The organism is Shewanella sp. 125m-1, from assembly GCF_052977065.1.
Genome location: NZ_JBRILT010000006.1, coordinates 71,396 through 90,062, shown reverse-complemented (window position 1 = coordinate 90,062; position 18,667 = coordinate 71,396). Strand labels below are relative to the sequence as shown.

The 18,667-nt window shown below is 43.7% G+C and carries 19 protein-coding genes; 11 read left to right on the top strand and 8 right to left on the bottom strand.

What is annotated here, in order from left to right; translation table 11 throughout:
- Nucleotides 1–148: 148 nt before the first annotated feature.
- A complete protein-coding gene (gene mdh / locus ACVBIK_RS04900) occupies nt 149–1,084 on the top strand; it encodes a malate dehydrogenase (RefSeq protein ID WP_447163214.1) in 936 nt (311 codons plus the stop codon).
- A gap of 111 nt (nt 1,085–1,195) precedes the next feature.
- On the opposite strand, the gene ispB is transcribed toward mdh, so the two are convergent.
- Nucleotides 1,196–2,167, bottom strand: coding sequence for an octaprenyl diphosphate synthase (gene ispB / locus ACVBIK_RS04895; RefSeq protein WP_447160248.1), 972 nt, complete (start codon nt 2,165–2,167; stop codon nt 1,196–1,198).
- 282 nt (nt 2,168–2,449) lie between these two features.
- Here ispB and rplU point away from each other — a divergent pair, with 282 nt between their 5' ends.
- From rplU to ACVBIK_RS04860, 7 genes are all read left to right on the top strand, one after another.
- The gene (rplU, locus tag ACVBIK_RS04890) at nt 2,450–2,761 is read left to right on the top strand and encodes a 50S ribosomal protein L21 (protein ID WP_028765847.1); all 312 of its coding nucleotides are present in this window, start codon (nt 2,450–2,452) and stop codon (nt 2,759–2,761) included.
- A gap of 15 nt (nt 2,762–2,776) precedes the next feature.
- Nucleotides 2,777–3,031 (top strand): 50S ribosomal protein L27, encoded by a 255-nt coding sequence (rpmA, locus tag ACVBIK_RS04885; RefSeq protein WP_012154114.1) that lies wholly within the window; start codon nt 2,777–2,779, stop codon nt 3,029–3,031.
- 137 nt (nt 3,032–3,168) lie between these two features.
- Nucleotides 3,169–4,332, top strand: a complete 1,164-nt coding sequence (cgtA, locus tag ACVBIK_RS04880; RefSeq protein ID WP_447160249.1) for an Obg family GTPase CgtA — start codon at nt 3,169–3,171, stop codon at nt 4,330–4,332.
- Between the two features lie 29 nt (nt 4,333–4,361).
- Nucleotides 4,362–5,123, top strand: a complete 762-nt coding sequence (locus tag ACVBIK_RS04875) for a threonine/serine exporter family protein (RefSeq protein WP_447160250.1) — start codon at nt 4,362–4,364, stop codon at nt 5,121–5,123.
- Nucleotides 5,120–5,593 carry a threonine/serine exporter family protein gene (locus ACVBIK_RS04870; RefSeq protein WP_447160251.1) on the top strand — a complete coding sequence of 158 codons (474 nt, stop codon included), beginning with the start codon at nt 5,120–5,122 and terminating at the stop codon, nt 5,591–5,593. The genes ACVBIK_RS04875 and ACVBIK_RS04870 overlap by 4 nt, the downstream gene beginning before the upstream one ends.
- Before the next feature lie 113 nt (nt 5,594–5,706).
- Nucleotides 5,707–6,189, top strand: coding sequence for a type 3 dihydrofolate reductase (gene folA / locus ACVBIK_RS04865; protein WP_447169212.1), 483 nt, complete (start codon nt 5,707–5,709; stop codon nt 6,187–6,189).
- A gap of 101 nt (nt 6,190–6,290) precedes the next feature.
- Nucleotides 6,291–6,686, top strand: a complete 396-nt coding sequence (locus ACVBIK_RS04860; RefSeq protein ID WP_447160253.1) for a DUF3718 domain-containing protein — start codon at nt 6,291–6,293, stop codon at nt 6,684–6,686.
- 231 nt (nt 6,687–6,917) lie between these two features.
- On the opposite strand, the gene ACVBIK_RS04855 is transcribed toward ACVBIK_RS04860, so the two are convergent.
- The 7 genes from ACVBIK_RS04855 to lptD form a co-directional block, all read right to left on the bottom strand.
- Nucleotides 6,918–8,939, bottom strand: coding sequence for a methyl-accepting chemotaxis protein (locus ACVBIK_RS04855; RefSeq protein ID WP_447160254.1), 2,022 nt, complete (start codon nt 8,937–8,939; stop codon nt 6,918–6,920).
- A 100-nt stretch (nt 8,940–9,039) separates the two neighbouring features.
- Complete coding sequence (locus ACVBIK_RS04850) at nt 9,040–9,873, bottom strand: symmetrical bis(5'-nucleosyl)-tetraphosphatase (RefSeq protein ID WP_447160255.1); 834 nt, start codon at nt 9,871–9,873, stop codon at nt 9,040–9,042.
- Between the two features lie 44 nt (nt 9,874–9,917).
- A complete protein-coding gene (apaG, locus tag ACVBIK_RS04845; protein ID WP_447160256.1) occupies nt 9,918–10,298 on the bottom strand; it encodes a Co2+/Mg2+ efflux protein ApaG in 381 nt (126 codons plus the stop codon).
- Nucleotides 10,299–10,451: 153 nt separating this feature from the next.
- Entirely contained in the window at nt 10,452–11,255 is an 804-nt protein-coding gene (rsmA, locus tag ACVBIK_RS04840) for a 16S rRNA (adenine(1518)-N(6)/adenine(1519)-N(6))-dimethyltransferase RsmA (RefSeq protein WP_447160257.1), read from the bottom strand.
- Nucleotides 11,256–11,271: 16 nt separating this feature from the next.
- Nucleotides 11,272–12,255, bottom strand: a complete 984-nt coding sequence (gene pdxA / locus ACVBIK_RS04835; RefSeq protein WP_447160258.1) for a 4-hydroxythreonine-4-phosphate dehydrogenase PdxA — start codon at nt 12,253–12,255, stop codon at nt 11,272–11,274.
- Nucleotides 12,256–12,260: 5 nt separating this feature from the next.
- On the bottom strand, nt 12,261–13,565 hold the full coding sequence (gene surA / locus ACVBIK_RS04830) for a peptidylprolyl isomerase SurA (RefSeq protein WP_447169211.1): 1,305 nt from the start codon (nt 13,563–13,565) through the stop codon (nt 12,261–12,263).
- A gap of 127 nt (nt 13,566–13,692) precedes the next feature.
- A complete protein-coding gene (lptD, locus tag ACVBIK_RS04825) occupies nt 13,693–16,017 on the bottom strand; it encodes an LPS assembly protein LptD (RefSeq protein ID WP_447169210.1) in 2,325 nt (774 codons plus the stop codon).
- 156 nt (nt 16,018–16,173) lie between these two features.
- Between lptD and ACVBIK_RS04820 the strand changes: the two genes are divergently transcribed.
- From ACVBIK_RS04820 to djlA, 3 genes are read left to right on the top strand one after another with little or no spacing between them, the layout of a single operon-like run.
- Nucleotides 16,174–17,175: an aminoglycoside phosphotransferase family protein gene (locus ACVBIK_RS04820; protein WP_447169209.1), complete on the top strand. Its 1,002-nt coding sequence runs from the start codon at nt 16,174–16,176 to the stop codon at nt 17,173–17,175.
- A gap of 25 nt (nt 17,176–17,200) precedes the next feature.
- Nucleotides 17,201–17,869: an N-acetylmuramate alpha-1-phosphate uridylyltransferase MurU gene (murU, locus tag ACVBIK_RS04815; RefSeq protein WP_447169208.1), complete on the top strand. Its 669-nt coding sequence runs from the start codon at nt 17,201–17,203 to the stop codon at nt 17,867–17,869.
- Entirely contained in the window at nt 17,869–18,648 is a 780-nt protein-coding gene (gene djlA / locus ACVBIK_RS04810) for a co-chaperone DjlA (protein WP_447160263.1), read from the top strand. The genes murU and djlA overlap by 1 nt, the downstream gene beginning before the upstream one ends.
- The last annotated feature ends 19 nt before the right edge of the window (nt 18,649–18,667 follow it).

The window sequence follows — 18,667 nt, the reverse complement described above, 5'->3', positions numbered from 1 at the left end:
TTTACTCATTTACCATCTTACATTAGCGTTCTAGATTATATTCAACACGACTAAGGGATAATTGAATTTTTTTTGTGAATCCAGTACTGTTGCGGCATTGGAAAGGTGGATCTAAATCACAAAAATCTGAGAATTGACGGAGATCATTATGAAAGTTGCTGTACTTGGTGCTGCTGGTGGTATTGGCCAGGCGCTTGCCCTACTGTTAAAAACTCAATTACCTGCGGGTTCAAAATTGTCGCTTTATGATATTGCCCCTGTTACGCCAGGTGTTGCGGTTGACTTAAGCCACATCCCTACTGCGGTAGAAGTAAAAGGTTTCGCTGGTGAAGATCCTACTGCTGCACTAGAAGGTGCTGATGTTGTACTTATCTCTGCGGGTGTTGCTCGTAAGCCGGGTATGGATCGTTCAGATCTATTTAACATCAATGCAGGTATAGTTCGTAATCTAGTTGAAAAATGTGCCGCGACTTGCCCTACGGCATTAATCGGTATCATTACAAACCCTGTAAATACAACCGTAGCCATTGCTGCTGAAGTATTGAAAAAAGCGGGTGTTTACGACAAGAACCGTTTGTTCGGTGTTACAACGTTGGATGTTATCCGTTCAGAAACGTTCGTTGCTGAAGCAAAAGGATTAAACGTTGCAGACGTTAAAGTTAATGTTATCGGTGGGCACAGTGGAGTGACGATTCTTCCGCTGCTGTCACAAATTGAAGGCGTAAGCTTTACCGATGCAGAAGTTGCAGCATTAACGACACGTATCCAGAATGCGGGTACGGAAGTTGTTGAAGCTAAAGCGGGTGGCGGTAGCGCAACTCTATCTATGGGGCAAGCTGCATGTCGTTTCGGCTTATCACTTGTTCGTGGTCTTCAAGGTGAAGCAAATGTGATTGAATGCGCCTATGTTGATGGCGGCAGTGAGCATACTGAGTTCTTTGCACAACCTGTTGTACTTGGTAAGAACGGTGTTGAGCAAGTCCTTGCTTATGGCGATGTAAGCGCATTTGAAGCGAATGCTCGTGACGCTATGCTAGATACACTAAAGGCTGATATTGTGCTGGGTATCGAATTCGTTAAATAAACGATGACTGACCTCTTGTGGGTCATAATAAAAAAGGAGCCTTAGGCTCCTTTTTTGTTTCTCAATGGCATCAAGGTGCTAATTTAAAGAGAATAATTAGTTACTTCGATCTTAGTTACTGCGTTGAGTTGCTATTCTCGCAAGCGAGATGAGCGCTTCTTTATAATCGGACTCTGGAATGATGGCCAGTGCTGCAATGGCCTTGTCAGACTCCTCGATAGCGCGCTTCTCTGTGTACTCCAATGCACCACAGTTTTTAAGTGCGGCAAGGATCACCTCGATATGCTCAGTTCCGTCACCTTTCTCGATAGCTTCACGGATAAGCGTCTTTTCAGTGTCGTTACCATTTGCCATAGCAAAAATAAGCGGCAGTGTAGGCTTACCCTCAGCTAAGTCGTCACCGATGTTTTTACCTAGCTCTTCTGTTTCTGCTGTGTAATCGAGAAGATCGTCGGTTAACTGGAATGCTGTACCTAAATACTTACCGTATTCAGCCAGTGCGGTTTGCACCTCAATAGGGCTGTCTGCGAGCAAACCTGCAAGGCGAGTAGCGGCTTCAAATAGCTTGGCTGTCTTGCAATAGATGACGCGCATGTAGCTGTCTTCTGTGGTGTCAGGGTCATTACAATTCATCAATTGTAGGACTTCACCTTCCGCGAGCACGTTTGTTGCGTCAGCGAGGATCTCTAGCACGTCTAGGCACTTGAGTTCCGTCATCATTTGGAACGAGCGGGTATATAAGAAGTCACCGACTAATACACTAGCGCTATTACCGAATAGGGCGTTGGCAGTTTTTCTGCCGCGTCGCAACATCGACTCGTCAACAACATCATCATGTAAAAGTGACGCGGTGTGAATGAATTCGATAATGGCTGCTAATTTAAGGTGAGATTCACCTTTATAGTCAATGGCGCGAGCTGCTAGAATAGATAGCAGAGGTCGCAAGCGTTTACCGCCACCGTTAATAATGTAGAACCCAAGTTGATTAATTAGGGCAACATCTGACTCTAGTTGTTTATAGATCAGTTGATTGACAGCTTGCATATCGCTATCAGTCAATTGACGAATGGCGTTTAAATCCATAAGTAGGCTCTAGTTCTTGTTGGCTGCTGAGTAACATTGCAGCTCAATTAAGGCTTAATGTTATAATAATTGGATTCTACCTAAATTTACGGTACAAGACAGTAGTTGTAGATGAATGTGAGAGTTATTTGGGTCTTTTTTTATTCTAAGTTAATTAAGGCTTGTCAGCAGCCTGTTCTTAGCGTAAACTCCGCGACCATTGTCATTAAAGCTTTTATAGCACCCCTGCATCAAACAAATATGTTTTGAGCGGCGTGTTAGAAATATCGGAGTAAAATAGCTATGTACGCTGTTTTTCAAAGTGGCGGCAAGCAACATCGCGTTGAAGCCGGCCATACAGTTCGTTTAGAGAAATTAGAAGTCGCTACAGGCGAAACTATCGAATTTGACCAAGTTCTTTTGGTTGCTGATGGTGAAACTGTACACGTAGGTGCACCTTTAGTTGAAGGTGGAAAGGTTGTTGCTGAAGTTATCAGCCACGGCCGTGCGGAGAAGGTAACTATTGTTAAGTTCCGTCGTCGTAAGCACCACGATAAGAAGATGGGCCATCGTCAATGGTTCACCGAAGTTAAAATTACAGCTATCAACGCTTAATTAGGAGAATAACTCATGGCACATAAAAAAGCTGGCGGTTCTACTCGTAACGGCCGCGATTCAGAAAGTAAACGTCTTGGTGTAAAGCGCTTCGGCGGTGAATCAGTTCTAGCTGGTAACATCATCGTTCGTCAACGTGGTACTAAATTCCACGCTGGTGTTAATGTTGGTATCGGTCGTGACCACACTTTATTCGCACTTACCGATGGTAAAGTGAAGTTTGAAGTTAAAGGTCCACAGAACCGTAAGTTCATCAGCATCGAAGATTAATTCTTAGCTCAGCTAATAATTAATATTAAGCCCCGCCATTGGTGGGGCTTTGTTTTTTCAAAATTAAGTAAATTGTGTTTTGGCGACTAGAATCGTTAAGAGTATAATTCTTTCATTCTGTGGTGCCAGGAGTTGGTATGAAGTTTGTCGATGAAGCTATTATCCGTGTAGAAGCCGGAAATGGTGGCAGTGGTTGCGTTAGCTTTAGACGTGAAAAATATGTTCCTGATGGTGGTCCTGATGGTGGTGATGGTGGCGACGGTGGTAGTGTTTATCTACAAGCCGATGAGAACCTTAACACACTGATCACTTTTCAGTTTGAACGCTTCCATATTGCCGAGCGCGGTAAGAATGGTCGTGGACGTGATTGTACCGGTCACGGCGGTGAAGACTTGATCCTTAAAGTGCCTGTAGGTACTCGCGCTATCGATAACGATACTGAGGAGTCACTGGGTGACTTAACCACTCACGGGCAAAAATTGCTTGTGGCTAAAGGTGGTTTCCATGGTCTAGGTAATACTCGTTTCAAGAGTAGTACTAACCGTGCGCCAAGGCAGAAGACGTTAGGTACCGACGGTGAAGTGCGTAGCCTTAAGCTGGAGCTGTTATTGTTAGCAGACGTAGGCTTGTTAGGTATGCCTAACGCAGGTAAGTCGACCTTTATTCGCTCAGTGTCTAAGGCTAAGCCGAAAGTGGCTGACTATCCGTTTACAACTTTGGTTCCTAACTTAGGTGTTGTTAACCCTAGACCGGGTCAAAGCTTTGTAATCGCCGATATTCCAGGTCTTATTGAAGGTGCTGCTGATGGCGCAGGTCTTGGTGTTCAATTCTTGAAGCACTTAGAGCGTTGTCGTGTATTGCTGCATATTCTAGATGTCGAGCCAATTGATGGTAGCGATCCAGTTGAATCGGCTCGTGCTATCGTAGGTGAGCTTGAAAAGCACTCTCCAAAGCTTGCGGGTAAGCCGCGCTGGTTAGTGATTAACAAAGCAGATTTGATGTTGGAAGAAGAGCTACAAGAGCGAATCGACCATATCGTTAAAGAACTTGAGTGGGATGGCGATATCTATACGATTTCAGCTTATAACCGTGAAGGTACTGCTGAGTTAGCCCTTAAACTACTAGACTTTATTGCTTCACTTCCTCCTGAAGAAGAAGTTGATGCCGATGCCGAAGTCGAGTTCAAGTGGGATAACTATCATCAGAACGCTAACGAATCAGTCAATGAAGATTTTGACGATGATTTCGATGACGACTTTGATGAAGATGACTACGATGTAGAGATTATCTACCAAAGATAATTATTCGCATAAGAGGAAGTTGAGAAAAGGTGTACGCTACAACGCAAAATGACATTACTCGTCAAGTCGTTAGGGTTGCTCAACTTCTGCTAGCTTATGGCGCTGAATCTGAACTTGTTGAAGAGATCACTCAGCGCTTAGGCCACGCCTTAGGTTTAGAAAGCGTTGAGATATCCATCTCTTCCAACTCGTTAGTACTTACCAGCTTGGCCGTCGGCCGTTGTATCACAACGACGCGGCGCATTCGCGAACATGGCATTAATATGACCGTAGTTTGCGAACTCCAACGTATCTGTTTACTCACCGAAAAAGGCATTTATGGCCTAACGGAAGTACGTAAGCGTGTTGGCCGGATCCAACCAAAAACCTACCCCGCTAAATATGTCGTGCCCATGATTGGTTTATCATGTGCAAGTTTTTGCCACTTATTTGGTGGTGATTTAACGGCCTGTTTGATTACCTTTTTCGCCTCGGCAGCGGGTATGTTTGTCAGATTATCAATTGCTAAACGTCATTATAATTTACTGCTTAACTTTAGTGTGACAGCCTTCGTGACGACGCTAATAGCACAAACTGGATATCAATTTGACCTGACTGATACCCCTAAGTTGCCTATGGCGGCAAGTGTATTAATGCTCGTGCCTGGTTTCCCAATGATTAACGCCATATCGGATATGGTTAAAGGTCACCTCAATGTGGGGATCTCTCGCTGGGGACAGGCCACTTTGCTTACGGTAGCGTCGGTTATAGGCATTACTATCGCAATGCAGATTGGAGGATTATTCCTGTGATCTCATTATTATTAACCATGCTCAATGACGCCATTTTTTCTGCTATTCCAGCCATTGGTTTTGCTATGGTATTTAATGTACCGCGTCGATTTTTGCCTTACTGTGCAATCGCGGCAGCAATGGGACATGGTAGCCGTACCATGTGGTTAAGCTTTGGTTTGCCTATCGAGTGGGCGACATTTTTAGCCGCAGCTTTGGTCGGCGTTATAACGATAGCGTTTGCTAGAAAGCATTTAGCGCCGCCATTAATGTATGCTGTAGCTGCAATTATTCCTATGATCCCAGGCACCTATGCATTTAATACCGTAATAGGTTTGGTGCAGCTAACAGCGCAAGCCGATATGAGCCCTGAGCTGATTTACCAAGTTGTCAGTAACGGCCTTAAAACGGTGTTTATCTTAGGCGCACTCTCTGTGGGGCTTGCGATGCCGAGTCTGCTCTATTTCCGTTCGCGTCCAGTCATTAAGTAACTAGAATCTTTCATTCGATAGTTATTCGTTCTTAGCTAATACGTGTTCAATCATTAACGCTTAGGTAAGCTAAACATACTGTATCTGACAATATAAAAATAAAAGGAAGTTTCATGAAAATAGCTATGATTGCCGCAATGGCAAATAATCGCGTCATTGGTAAAGATAACCAAATGCCATGGCACCTTCCTGAAGATTTACGCCACTTTAAGGCCATGACCTTGGGCAAGCCTGTCGTCATGGGGCGAAAGACGTATGAGTCGATAGGGCGCCCATTGCCCGGACGACATAATATTGTCATTAGCCGTCAAGCAGATCTCGTTATTGAAGGGGTGACAACCGTCACGAGTTTTGAGCAGGCTAAACTTGCCGCAGGAGACTGTGCGGAGCTTGTTGTGATAGGGGGAGGCCAGCTATATGAAATGTTACTGGCTCAAGCAGATATCTTGTATCTCACTGAAATTGCATTAACTGTCGAGGGTGATACCTTCTTTCCTGAGTGGTATGATGGTAGCTGGCAAGAAGTCTCTCGAGATGTAGCGAAAAATGATAAACAGCTTGAATATAGCTTTATCAAGTTGGTAAAAAAATGTTAAATTTAAGGGGTTGTTTAGTGCCCTGTATAACGATAAAGAAAGCCTACTAGTTAGCGCTACTTTACTAATAATAAATAAAAACTAAAAATAAGGAGTGTCCGATGCGCTTGTTGCCTCTGAGCCTCGCTACACTGATTGCTGCATCTTTAATTTCTGTACCTTCAACTGCACTTGCTAACCAAGACCAGTTGACCGCGAATATCTGTAATTATGTTCAGGCTGATGATAAAAATCGCCTACGTAAAAAGCTTAAAGAGAGTCGTGTTAAGCTTCGCAACATTTATAGTGGCGTATCTTGTAATGGTGATAGCCTGCTAAGAGTAGCGCTGAAAAGTGGTTCAAATAAAGTGGGTACCTTTGTGGCAAAGCGCTTACCTGCAGCTGACTTAGGCTCTGCTGAAAGTGATGGAAGTACAATTGTTGCTTGGGCAGAAAGTAACGGTCACAGTGGCAGTGAGATAACCGCAGCGATTAAAGAGCGTATCGCAGGTGGTTAAACCGTGAAATCAATGTAATAAAAAATACTGGGCTTATCCCAGTATTTTTTTGTCTGTAGCGAGTGAACTTACCAGGTAGAAAACAAAAAAGAGGCGCTAAACTTAGCGCCTCTTTTTATTTTTAAGCTTGATTGAGCTTATTTATATCTGTTGCTTAAGCTCGGTCAATATTGCGCTGCAAATATAGCGCTTCCCACTGAATGAACAGATACTTAATGCAATGGGTATAAATTAGACTCTGAACTCTTTAACAGAAGCCTGCAGTTCTTCTGCGAGTTGGGCCACTTGATGGCTTGACTGGGCTGTTTGGTCGGCTCCAGTCGACGTTTCCTCTGAAATCGCCGCAATATGCTCTAGTTTCTCGGATACTTGCTGACTCACTAAGTTTTGCTCTTGCGCAGCATGAGCAATATGTGTTCCTGAGTCGTGAGCGCGATGTACAGCATCGCTAATACTTTCAAGTGCATTATTAGCCTGTTCAGTCTTATCAACGCAAGAGTTAGCCTGTGTGCGCCCCAAATCCATTACGGCTACCGCTTCTTGGGTTCCTTGTTGCAGGACCTCAATCATCTGTTGGATCTCTTGGGTAGAATCCTGAGTTCTTGATGCAAGGCTACGCACCTCATCGGCAACAACGGCAAAGCCTCGACCTTGCTCTCCGGCTCGAGCGGCTTCAATTGCAGCGTTTAGCGCGAGTAAGTTTGTTTGCTCTGCAATGCCTCGAATAACATCGAGAATAGATCCAATAGAGGCACTATCTGCATGCACCTTGTTGATGACGACGCTGGCTTTAGACACTTCATCGGCTAGCGCTAGAATGGTACGCTTATTTTCATCAGCAATCAGGCGCATATGTTGGCTTTCATCATCGGCGGCTTTGATTTGGCTTAGCGCCTCATCAGCACTGGCCGTCACCTGCTGAGCACTTGAGCTTAGCTGAGTCGTTGCTGTTGCAACTTGATCAACTTGGCTCTTCTGTTCTTGAATGCCAACAGTGGTTTGGGCAGTAATTGCTGAAGTCTCTTCTGCTGCAGCGGCAAGCTGATCTGAGCGCTCTAAAATGCCTTGGATCAGCTCTCTTAGGCTATCGACGAGTTTATTGCAGTTGGCTGACAGTTTTGCGAATTCATCATGGCCTGATTCATCAAGTTTGTGGGTTAAATCACCTGATGCTAGTACATTTAGAGCATGATTGACTTTCTCTAATGAGCGAGTCAGTGGGCGAACGACTGCGATACTAACAACGACTGCAACGATAATAGCGACTAGCATCAATAAAACGGTGCGCATACTCGCGCTATCGATATTAGCAATGACATCGTGACTGATCTCGGCAGAGATGGTCTCGATGTTAGCCGTTAAGGTTTTCATCTGCTTGTTGACGTTAGCTGCTGCTTGTTCAACATCAGCAAGCAAACGGCTTGTATTACGATTAAGCTCAAGTTCTTTTTGCTTTAACGCTGTGAGGGAGTTATTGCCTTTAACCATGCTAAATACGTTACTGGCTTCAGCATTAAGCTCGTCAATAAGTTCGGCATCGACAACGCCGTCCCAGTGGTTAGTAACATAATCAACTTTGCTCTTTGTATCGCTAACAATATAATCGAGTTCTTTTGAAATGATGTCGAATTTTGCTTTTTCAGTGCTGCCCATCAAGTCAAAACTGGTGCTGGCGATGCTGCTAAAACTGAGTTCGAGCGAACTTGCTGTGGCTGCTATCTCTTGCTCAACAACATCTTCACTCATCTCTAGGTCAATTAAGTCGAGTAATAAAGAGGCGCTATCATCGACGGCTATCTCAATATCATCGTATTTACTGATAATTTTATTTGTAGTGACTAAAGCAGTTTCATGAGTCGTAATCATTTCATGACTAATGCTATTGAATTTAGCGTATTGATTATCAAGATTTCGAATAACAGAATTTAATTCTGAATTGCTACTGACTAGGCCGGTTAGTTTTTTAAGCTCACGCTCAAAGGTCTGGCTGGCAGTAGTAAATTGAGCGTTGATTGTAGGGATCATCGCTGCACTTTGGCTGTGGTAGGCCATCAAAACTTGTTTTTCTTGTTGAGAAAGAGTCTGAGAAAGCTGATTGCTGGTTTTTAATGCAGGAAGACTTAGCTCCTGTAAGACTTGAGTACTGGTCTTTAACTGGTTGTTAGTAAACCAAGAAGCTGCGCCAAGTACAATTAGCAGTAAAGTGACTACCGTAAACCCACCTATCACTCTAGTGGCTACATTTAACTTCATATGAGCTCCATTATTATTATTTTTATCTAAGTCTCAGCATCTGGCCGACATCTATTTCGTATACTGTATCGGCCAAATGTTGCAATAGTTTAACTCTTTTTTAACTTCTTTTAACGGCTTTTATTTTGTTTTGAGTAATTTTCTGGTTTGACTCCATATGCCAAAGTGTCATGTGCTCCCCCCAGCAACAGCCAGTATCTAGTGCCTGCCTATTAGCGAGGTGAGTTTGCCCCATAATGGCAGCCCAGTGGCCAAAAATCACAGTGTAGTCGGTGGGTAGCTGACTTGGTTGGTTAAACCAAGGGACTAAGGAGTCATGATTACAATCTTGTAGTGGTGACTTACAGTCAAAATCTAAGCGGCCATCGGCTTTTAAGTAACGCATACGGGTGAGTGCATTAATGCAATAGATCTGTTGTTCAAGCGCTGTTAAATTTGAATTAAACTCATCGACTGAATTGGTATACATCTCACTAATCAAATCATTTAGATAGTTGGGAGATTGCAATGTTAGGCTGACTCGATCTGCTTGAGTGCGTAAGGTGTGCAGATCCCAGTTAGGCGGCACACCCGCATGGGTCATAATAAGGTTCTTTTCAGGCCAGTCTTGATAGAGTGGCTGCAGTCTCAGCCAGTCGATAATATTAGCGATATCATCTGCTGCTAGTAGAGCGGTTAAATGATCTTTTGGGTTAGCACGTTTTAACTTTCCGTGAATAGCCAGCAGATGAAGATCATGATTACCGAGGACAATTTTAGCTGAACCAGACAAGGACTTAAAAAAACGCAGTGTCTCAAGGGAACCTGGCCCCCTAGCAACGAGATCACCTACGGTCCATAAGCAGTCCTTTGATGGATTAAAGGCTACCTTTTCGAGTAGCAACGTTAACTCGTCAAAGCAGCCTTGGATATCACCTACAAAATAGTTCGCCATTTTTACCTATGCATTATTTATGTTTTGTTAATTATGTTTTGTGATTAATGAAGTAAACCTGGGACGGCTAAACGAAAGGCGGATATGGGGGCTGTAAATTCATTGCCACTGCTGTCGACCATGGTATAACTGCCTTCCATCACACCCAATGGGGTTTCTAATACGGTGCCGCTGGTATATTCATATGAGCTATTGGGCTTGATTGTCGGAGTTTGGCCTACCACGCCCGCACCGTGAACTTCACTTTTTTGCCCATTGGAGTCTGTAATACACCAATGGCGACTTTTTAGTGTGACGTCATCATCACCGAGATTACTGATGGTAATAGTGTAGCTAAATAGATATTTCTCTTCATCAGGGGAGGATTGATTTTCAATATACTCTGTTTTTACGTCGACGCTAACAGGCGTTGTTAATTGACTCATATAGACCTCTAAAAGATGGAGTTATCTGATTTTTAACGAGCTTCCATATTAAATGGAGAGTATCTGAATTAACAGGTAATTATTTATGAGCAGGTATAAAAAAAGGGCAGTTATTGCCCTTTTGTTGGTCAGTATATTATTCAGAGAATAAATCTACTTCCTATCGAAAACGTGGTTAGCCATAGCGACGTATTGGTCAACACGGATCTGTTCAGGCCTCAACGTTGCATCAATACCTAACGCGGCGAAGTCTTCATCAGATAATAGCTGCTTAAGGTTATTTCTAAGCGTCTTACGGCGCATGTTAAATGCTGTCGTGGTTAAGTTTCTAAGCAGGTCGACATCTTTACATGGCCAAGGTTTAGTTTTGTATGGCACTAAACGCACAACAGCTGAGTCCACTTTAGGTGGTGGTGTAAAGCATCCTGGTGGGACTTCAAGCACAGGCATGACTTGGCAATGGTATTGAGCCATTACGGTAAGGCGGCCATAAGCTTTAGTACCCGGGCTTGCAGAGAGTCTTAATACGACCTCTTTTTGCAGCATAAAGTGCATGTTCTCAATATGCTGAGCAAACTCAAACAGATGGAACATAAGCGGAGTTGAAATGTTATATGGTAAGTTACCAAACACTTTCATCTGCTTGTCTTCACGCACGAGTTGATTGAAATCAAACTTAAGTGCATCACCTTGGTGAATTTCAAGCTTATCTTTAAGGACCGGGTGCGTTTGTAAACGCTCAACCAAGTCTTTATCGAGTTCGACAACAATAAGCTTGTCGATACCGCTTGCAACAGGCTCTGTTAATGCCGCTAAACCGGGACCAATTTCTACCATCACATGATCATTATCAGGTGAAATAGCACCAACAATGCGATTAATCACATTCTCGTCAGTTAAGAAGTTTTGTCCAAAACGTTTTCTGGCCGTGTGGCCTAAATGTACTTTATTGCTCATGAGGTAACTTTTATCACTAATTCTTTGCAGCCAAATCAATGGCTTTATTTAATGCGCAGACAAAACTGCCAATATCAGCAGTACCCGTGCCTGCAAGCTCTAGGGCCGTACCATGGTCGACCGACGTTCTTATATAGGGTAATCCTAGAGTGATATTGACTGAACTGCCAAATCCTCTAGATTTTAGTACTGGAAGCCCTTGATCGTGGTACATAGCGAGTACAACGTCAGCATCTTCTAAGTATTTAGGTTGAAACAGGGTATCAGCTGGTAATGGGCCAACGATATCCATGTCGAGTTCTCTTAATTCATTAAGGGCAGGGATGATGATATCGATCTCTTCTCTGCCTAAATGGCCGTCTTCACCTGCATGAGGATTTAAACCGCAGACATAGATCCGCGGCGACTCAATTGCAAACTTCTCGACTAAATCGGTATGTAAAATTTTGACAATCTGATGCAAGCGATCACGGGTAATGGCTTTAGACACATAAGCCAATGGTATATGAGTTGTTACCAGTGCAACCTGCAAACCTGGGGCTGCAAGCATCATCACCACATCCTGGCAATTTGCTTGGTTTGCGAAAAACTCAGTATGACCACTAAACGGAATGCCAGCCTGGTTAATGATGCCTTTATGGACTGGGCCCGTTACAACAGCATCAAATTCACCAACCATGTTCTTTTCACCAGCAAATCTCAGTGTTTCAACAACATAGGCACTATTGTTTTCATTTAGTTTCCCGCACACCGCGTCGGCTTCAAGGGTAAATGGCACAATAGTCAATGTTCCAGCTTCCTGTGCTTTAGGCGGCTGGTTCGGTTGGTATGGGCGTAGCGTAATCGACAGCCCAAGCTTCTTAGCGCGAGACTTTAGTAGTTCGGGATCAGCACAAACAACTAGCTCAGCAGGCCAAGCCTGCTGAGCTAGTTGTATCACTAAATCGGGACCTACACCCGCCGGTTCACCCGGCGTGATGGCAATTCGTTTAGTTGACAATAGTATTAACCTCGATTCGTTTCTGGCTCGAAAATATCGATAAATGCTTCAGCGCGCATTTCATCTAGCCAGTTTTGTAACTCTTCATTAAATTTACGACGATAGATCAGCTGGTGAGCTCGGTTCGTATTAAATTTATCGGTTGCATCTGTTGTACGTCTTTCTTCTAGTTGAACAATATGCCAGCCGTGAGTCGAACGGAATGGTTCGCTATAGCCACCAATTTCAAGGCTATTTAACTCTTTGGCAAATGCTGGAACATAGATGTTCGGATCGGCCCAACCCAGTTCACCACCTTTAGCAGCAGAACCTGGATCTTCTGAATACTGACGTGCTAAATCTTCAAACTTAACTTCACCTGATTTAACTTGAGCTAGGAATCTGTCCATCATGCTCTTAGCGCGTTCTTCCGAAAGAATTGGAGACGGCTTAAGTAGAATGTGGCGAGACTTAACTTCTTTAACTTCTTTGGTTTCTAGACCGCGAGCATCCATCACCTTGATGATATGGAAGCCCGATGCACTCTTAATTGGACCTATGATATCACCAGTCTTCGCATCAGTGACCACTTCTGCAAATAAGGTTGGCATCTCGTTGATGTTCATGTAGTCCCAAATACCACCTTCTAGTGCTTTAGGGCCTGAAGAGGCTGCAATTGCGATACTTCTAAAGTCATCACCATCTTGTAATCGTTTCATCACGACTGCGGCGCGCTTACTTGCAGCTTCTAGCTGCTGACTGTTAGCGTCGCTTGGTACATCAATAAGGATATGACCAATTTGAAACTCAACTTCTTTCAGACCTTGCTCATTGATTAGCTTTACAAGGTTATTGATTTCTTGCGTAGAGACTTGAATGCGACGTTGAACTTGAATACGTTGAATTTCACCTAAGGTGATCTCTTCACGTAGTTGCTCGCGGTATTGAGCAAAAGTTGTACCTTCACTTTCAATTTGCGCTTTCATTTGCGCAACCGTCATCTTCTGCTCTTTAGCAATATTTTCGATAGTCTGGTCTAACTGTAAGTCACCAATGTGTAGACCAATTCTATCGGCCATCTGTAACTGCAGACGAGTTAGGATTAAACGTTCAATAACCTGAGTCCGCAGTGCAGTGTCTGACGGCAGCTTCTGACCTGCATTAGCAGCATTTGCCTGGATGGTCTTTACCATTCCGGTCACTTCACTTTCTAAAATGATCCCTTCATTTATTTGCACTGTTACACGGTCTAGAGGTTCTGGCGCAGCGTGAATTGTCTGGCTCATTGCCAATGTTATAAGGGCAAAAATCAATTGGTTACAGCGTTTCATCCACTAAAATCCTTGGCATTTATTGAGTGTCATTTACGGTGATTACTCACCGGGTTAATGATTCTTTAGTTCTGCTTTGACTGCATGTCGTCAGCTAGGTTCAGCATTTATTTACGTTATTTATCTGCTAATTCTTCAAATAAAGCGGTTTACGATAATTAAATAGGCCGTCATCTAACATATCTGATACCCCTAATGGGCCTGAACCACCGAGTCCTTTGAGGATAAAGTTTAGGTAGATCCCGCTTTCAAATAGTTCTCGAGTATCCTGTACCGGATTATCTTCGTCAATATAATTGGTCTTGATGCGGTAATGATAACTCAAACGGACTGCCCAGCAACATGATTCATATTGAAAACCTGTATAGGTTTCAACTGCTCGGCTTTCATTGAGATCGTAATACCAGTTACCCACTAAGTAGAGGCTGTCGTTAATCGGCCAGGCTCCCCGGAAACCAAGCTGCTTAATATCGACAGACTCATTGGTATTGGTGTTCAGTAGATCCGGTACGTAGCGGTAGCTAGCTTGCAGTAGCTTATTAGTACCCGGACGATAGTCAACGGTGACTTCGCTCTTCTTATTTTCACTCTCTTTAGCATCATACTGAATCGAGCCACTTAAAAACCAATCTGCGTAGAGTTGAGTACTTAATTCGGCTGCAATTGCAGAGTTCGAGGTGTTCTCTTGGGTGAAAGTATCGTTACTCCCCATGACATCGTTAATACCAACACGACTGTCTTCGAGGTAAATAATTTGCCCCAAGCTGAATTTAAATACTTCGCGGTTTTGTTCGTTAAATAGCTTAGTGGTTAAACCGAGCGTGAACTGATTTGCATCGGCTATGCGATCTAGGCCTGAGAAACGTCGATCTCTAAACAGACCGTTGTAATCTTCTTGTAACGGCGCAGTATCGTAAATACCAATATCAGATTGGTCCTGGTAACCGACATAAAGATATTGGAACTGTGGCTCTAATGTTTGGCGGTAGTTGGTGTCGAAGTAATCCGTAAAGCGCTCAAAGTTAATTTGACCATGAATGCGTACCTCTGGCAGCGTTCGGTTGACGCGATCGCGAAGCTCTGAATCAGAGAGGTTGCCCTTATCATCTTGCCAATAGTTAGTTTGCAGCAATTTGACTTCACTGGTCAGCGAGCCTGCTGGACCATGAATGGGATAGGAGATACTTGGCTCTATATGCACACGAGTGGCAGCCGAGTATTCACTATCTTGATGTTCAAAGTTAGTCGCTTGACTATATAGGTTAAAGTCTAAGCCGTGCCAATAGCTTGGCGCACGGTAGTTAAACGTAAACTGCGGCATCACTTGGTAAGGCTTTTCCTCTTCACCAAGTACTTTAATATCTTGTACTCGTGCACTTAAATCCCAGTTCTGCTCAAAGTAAGATATTTCACCAATTCGGTTTAATTGATTATCTGTCGCGCGTTGAACATCTGAATTCAAGTCATTGAAATAGTTGTTATCTGACACATCAGTGTAGTTTGCATGAACGCGCCAGTTTTGATTAAATGCGCCAGTATGCTCCCAGTGATACAGGTATCTATCTGGACTATTTTCTAGCTTGTTATCGTTGGCTAGATATTCAAAATTTAACTGGCCACTCTGCTTCTCGCCAGCTAGGTATCTAAACTCTGTCTTGGTGAATAGTCCACGAGCCGACATATAGTTTGGCGTAAAGGTTAAATCGTATTCTGGTGCAATATTCCAGTAATATGGCGTCGCAACTTCAACACCGTTGGTGGTACTAGTGCTAAATGTTGGGAATAAAAAGCCAGATTTACGCTTATCTGATACCGGAATGGTCATATAAGGCACATACATTACAGGTACGCCAGCAATCTTAATTTTAGCGTCCCAAATCTCTCCCCACTCTTCGGAGCTATCAATCTTGATTCGGTCAGCTTCTAATAGCCAAGCTGGATCTTTATCAGGACAAGTGCTGAAGTTCGTGCCAGACAACAATAGATTATTATCTTTAGTGATCTCCAGTCTTTCGGCATCACCATGGATTTGTTGACCGTGTAACCAATATTGAGCGCCACTTAAGATCGCACTGTTACTGCGCATTTTGGCAACTAAAGAGTCAGCTGTAACGGTAAACATAGCGTCTTGAAACACTAAGTTGCCATTGGCATGAAGTTCTTCAGTTTGTTGATTTAAAATTGCTTCATCGGCTGCAATGTTGCGACCGCCCTGGCTGAAGCTTACATCGCCAATAAAAGTTGCTTCTTTACCCATTTGGGCTGAAGAACTATCAGAACTAATATAGATCCGCGCTAATTCGGCTGGATTATTGATGTCGTAAAGCGGAACGTACGGCTTTACCGGAGGTTCAACTACGCACTGCGACGCAGGGGCTGTCACAGTTTCGGGTTCGTCTGCTAAGACTAATTGGGGAAGCAGGCTCAAGGCCAGAAAATAACGGATCTGCATCTTAGGTCAATTAATTATGATTTCTTAGTCTGGACGGTGAAAGAGGAGAAAAGTTGACCCTTTCTTGGGCAACTCAGCCAAAATAATTCTTTTCAATTGCTTAGCTGATTCCATTTTGTCGTTATAATAAAGCAATTTCTTCTTAAGAGCCATGAGGTGCCCTTGTCAGATCCTAGATTTCTTCAGTTAAATGCATGGCTAAACCAGTATTTTAATGTAAAAGTTTCGCCACAGCTGATTTCAGGCGACGCAAGTTTTAGGCGTTACTTCAGAGTTGTTGTCGACAACTTGTCTTATATTGTAGTCGATTCCCCTCCTAAGCTTATCGATATCACCCCGTTTATTCAATTAGCGGACAGTTATGCGCGTCAAGGTATTGCTGTGCCTAAGGTGATCGCTAGCGATAAAGAACAGGGCATTATGCTGCTTAGCGACCTTGGTGACGTGCAATTATTATCGGTGTTAAAAAGCGATAACTTACAGCAATATTATTCTCAAGCATTAGTGTTACTTAACGATATTGCCAATGTGACAGAGACGCAAACAGCTCCATTGCCTCAATATGATGCCGATTTTGTGGTACGAGAACTGGATATTTTTATTGAATGGTTAGCCGTGCATCATCTTGGGCTGGATACTGATGACGTTAAAGCGCACACCAGTAGTGCATTTAAACTGTTAGTAGATAATGCACTGGCTCAGCCACAAGTTGGCATGCACCGTGATTACCATAGCCGTAATATTATGCTGCAAGATGGCAAGTTAAAGGTTATCGACTTTCAGGATGCAGTGCTTGGACCTGTAACCTATGATGCGGTTTCACTATTGCGAGACTGCTACATTCGTTGGCCAGATAGCGATGTGGAAGCCTTAATGCATCAACATTACAGCCAGTGTGTTAGCGCTGGGCTGATTGATGTGGCAGTCACATTTGAGCTGTATCGACGCTGGTTTGATTTGATGGGGATTCAAAGACACATTAAAGCTGCGGGCATTTTCGCAAGGCTTAATTATCGCGATAATAAACCGGCCTATATGGCCGATATTCCACTGACTCTTGAGTATATTCGCGATATTGCAGGTCGTTATATCGAGCTGCAACCATTTGCTCAATGGATTGGTGAAGTCATCATCCCAACATTCAATGCTCATAAATAATGATTCATATCAAAAAGGCTGAACAATGAAAGCAATGATCCTTGCGGCGGGGCGTGGAGAACGACTGCGCCCCTTAACAGATTCAGTGCCTAAGCCTCTTGTTGAGGTGGCGGGCAAGCCGCTAATTGTTTATCACATCGAAAAGCTCGCTGCGGCTGGGATTTCAGAAATCATCATTAATCATGCTTGGCTTGGCCATAAGTTAGTCGAGACGTTAGGTGATGGTAGTCAGTGGCAAGTTAAGATTCGTTATAGCGAAGAAACCTCGGCACTGGAGACGGGTGGAGGCATCAAACAAGCGTTAGGCCTGTTAGGTGACGAGCCATTTTTAGTGATAAACGGTGATATTTTTATTGATGAGTTACCGAGAATCAAGGCGCTTGATACCGGAGTGCTGGCGCATCTATGGTTAGTGGATAATCCATCGCAACACCCCCAAGGAGACTTTGCTTTGCAAGGTGGCAAGGTGAGTGATAGTGGCGCAGAAAAACTGACTTTCTCTGGTATGGGCATTTACCATCCGGCTTTATTTAAAGAGACACCAGAAGGTGCGTTTGCACTGGCTCCTTTGCTCCGTAAAGGCATGAGTCATAGTCAGGTTAGTGGTGAGCATTTTAATATGTATTGGTGTGATGTTGGTACGATTGAGCGACTCGCACAAATAACAGAACGTGAAACAAAAAAGGTTAGATAATGCGTATTTGGGGTAAGGTTTTCGGTTTTATTATTGGTTATATGGCGGGTCGTCTTGGTGGCGCCATCTTTGGGCTTTGGCTAGGGCATATGTATGACCGCAGGCAGAGCCAAAAAGCGGGGCTCGCGGGCGGCGGAAAACGTCAGGCACTGTTTTTTAATACCACCTTTTCGGTGATGGGGCATGTAGCAAAAGCGTCGGGACAAGTGACTGAAAACGATATTCGCATGGCGAGCTCGTTAATGGATCAGCTTAACTTAAGTGGCCAAGCCAGAGCAGATGCACAGGCGGCATTTCGTGAAGGCAGGGAGCCTGACTTTGATCTTAATGCTTGCCTAAAAACCTTTAGACTCATCTCTATGGGTCGTAAAGAAGTGCTACAGATGTTTTTGGAGATCCAAATTCAGACCGCGCTTGCCGATGCTCAGTTAGATCAAAAAGAGTTATCAATTCTGTCCGTGGTTGCCAAAGAGCTCGGATTTAGCCAACAGCAACTCAATGACTTATTAGCCCGTTGGCAGGCAGAGTTTAATTTTCATCGTAGTGGTGGGGCTGGACATCAAACATCGATTGAAGATGCTTACAGTGTGCTGGGGGTGACAGAGTCGATGTCTGATCAAGAGATCAAAAGAGCTTATAGAAAGTTGATGAATGAGCATCACCCCGATAAGCTAGTCGCTAAGGGGTTACCTGCTGAGATGATGGAGCTTGCTAAAACAAAAGCCCAAGATATTCAAGCTGCTTATGATAGAGTTAAGGCTGATAGAGGCATGCGCTAAATACTAATAATCAGAAAAT

Excerpts from the sequence above, each read along its gene's own strand:
- rplU (WP_028765847.1), top strand. The coding sequence starts at position 2,450 with ATGTACGCTGTTTTTCAAAGTGGCGGCAAGCAACATCGCGTTGAAGCC.
- murU (WP_447169208.1), top strand. The coding sequence starts at position 17,201 with ATGAAAGCAATGATCCTTGCGGCGGGGCGTGGAGAACGACTGCGCCCC.
- folA (WP_447169212.1), top strand. The coding sequence starts at position 5,707 with ATGAAAATAGCTATGATTGCCGCAATGGCAAATAATCGCGTCATTGGT.
- surA (WP_447169211.1), bottom strand. The coding sequence starts at position 13,565 with ATGAAACGCTGTAACCAATTGATTTTTGCCCTTATAACATTGGCAATG.
- ACVBIK_RS04855 (WP_447160254.1), bottom strand. The coding sequence starts at position 8,939 with ATGAAGTTAAATGTAGCCACTAGAGTGATAGGTGGGTTTACGGTAGTC.
- ACVBIK_RS04860 (WP_447160253.1), top strand. The coding sequence starts at position 6,291 with ATGCGCTTGTTGCCTCTGAGCCTCGCTACACTGATTGCTGCATCTTTA.
- ACVBIK_RS04850 (WP_447160255.1), bottom strand. The coding sequence starts at position 9,873 with ATGGCGAACTATTTTGTAGGTGATATCCAAGGCTGCTTTGACGAGTTA.
- lptD (WP_447169210.1), bottom strand. The coding sequence starts at position 16,017 with ATGCAGATCCGTTATTTTCTGGCCTTGAGCCTGCTTCCCCAATTAGTC.
- apaG (WP_447160256.1), bottom strand. The coding sequence starts at position 10,298 with ATGAGTCAATTAACAACGCCTGTTAGCGTCGACGTAAAAACAGAGTAT.
- rsmA (WP_447160257.1), bottom strand. The coding sequence starts at position 11,255 with ATGAGCAATAAAGTACATTTAGGCCACACGGCCAGAAAACGTTTTGGA.
- djlA (WP_447160263.1), top strand. The coding sequence starts at position 17,869 with ATGCGTATTTGGGGTAAGGTTTTCGGTTTTATTATTGGTTATATGGCG.
- cgtA (WP_447160249.1), top strand. The coding sequence starts at position 3,169 with ATGAAGTTTGTCGATGAAGCTATTATCCGTGTAGAAGCCGGAAATGGT.
- mdh (WP_447163214.1), top strand. The coding sequence starts at position 149 with ATGAAAGTTGCTGTACTTGGTGCTGCTGGTGGTATTGGCCAGGCGCTT.
- rpmA (WP_012154114.1), top strand. The coding sequence starts at position 2,777 with ATGGCACATAAAAAAGCTGGCGGTTCTACTCGTAACGGCCGCGATTCA.
- ispB (WP_447160248.1), bottom strand. The coding sequence starts at position 2,167 with ATGGATTTAAACGCCATTCGTCAATTGACTGATAGCGATATGCAAGCT.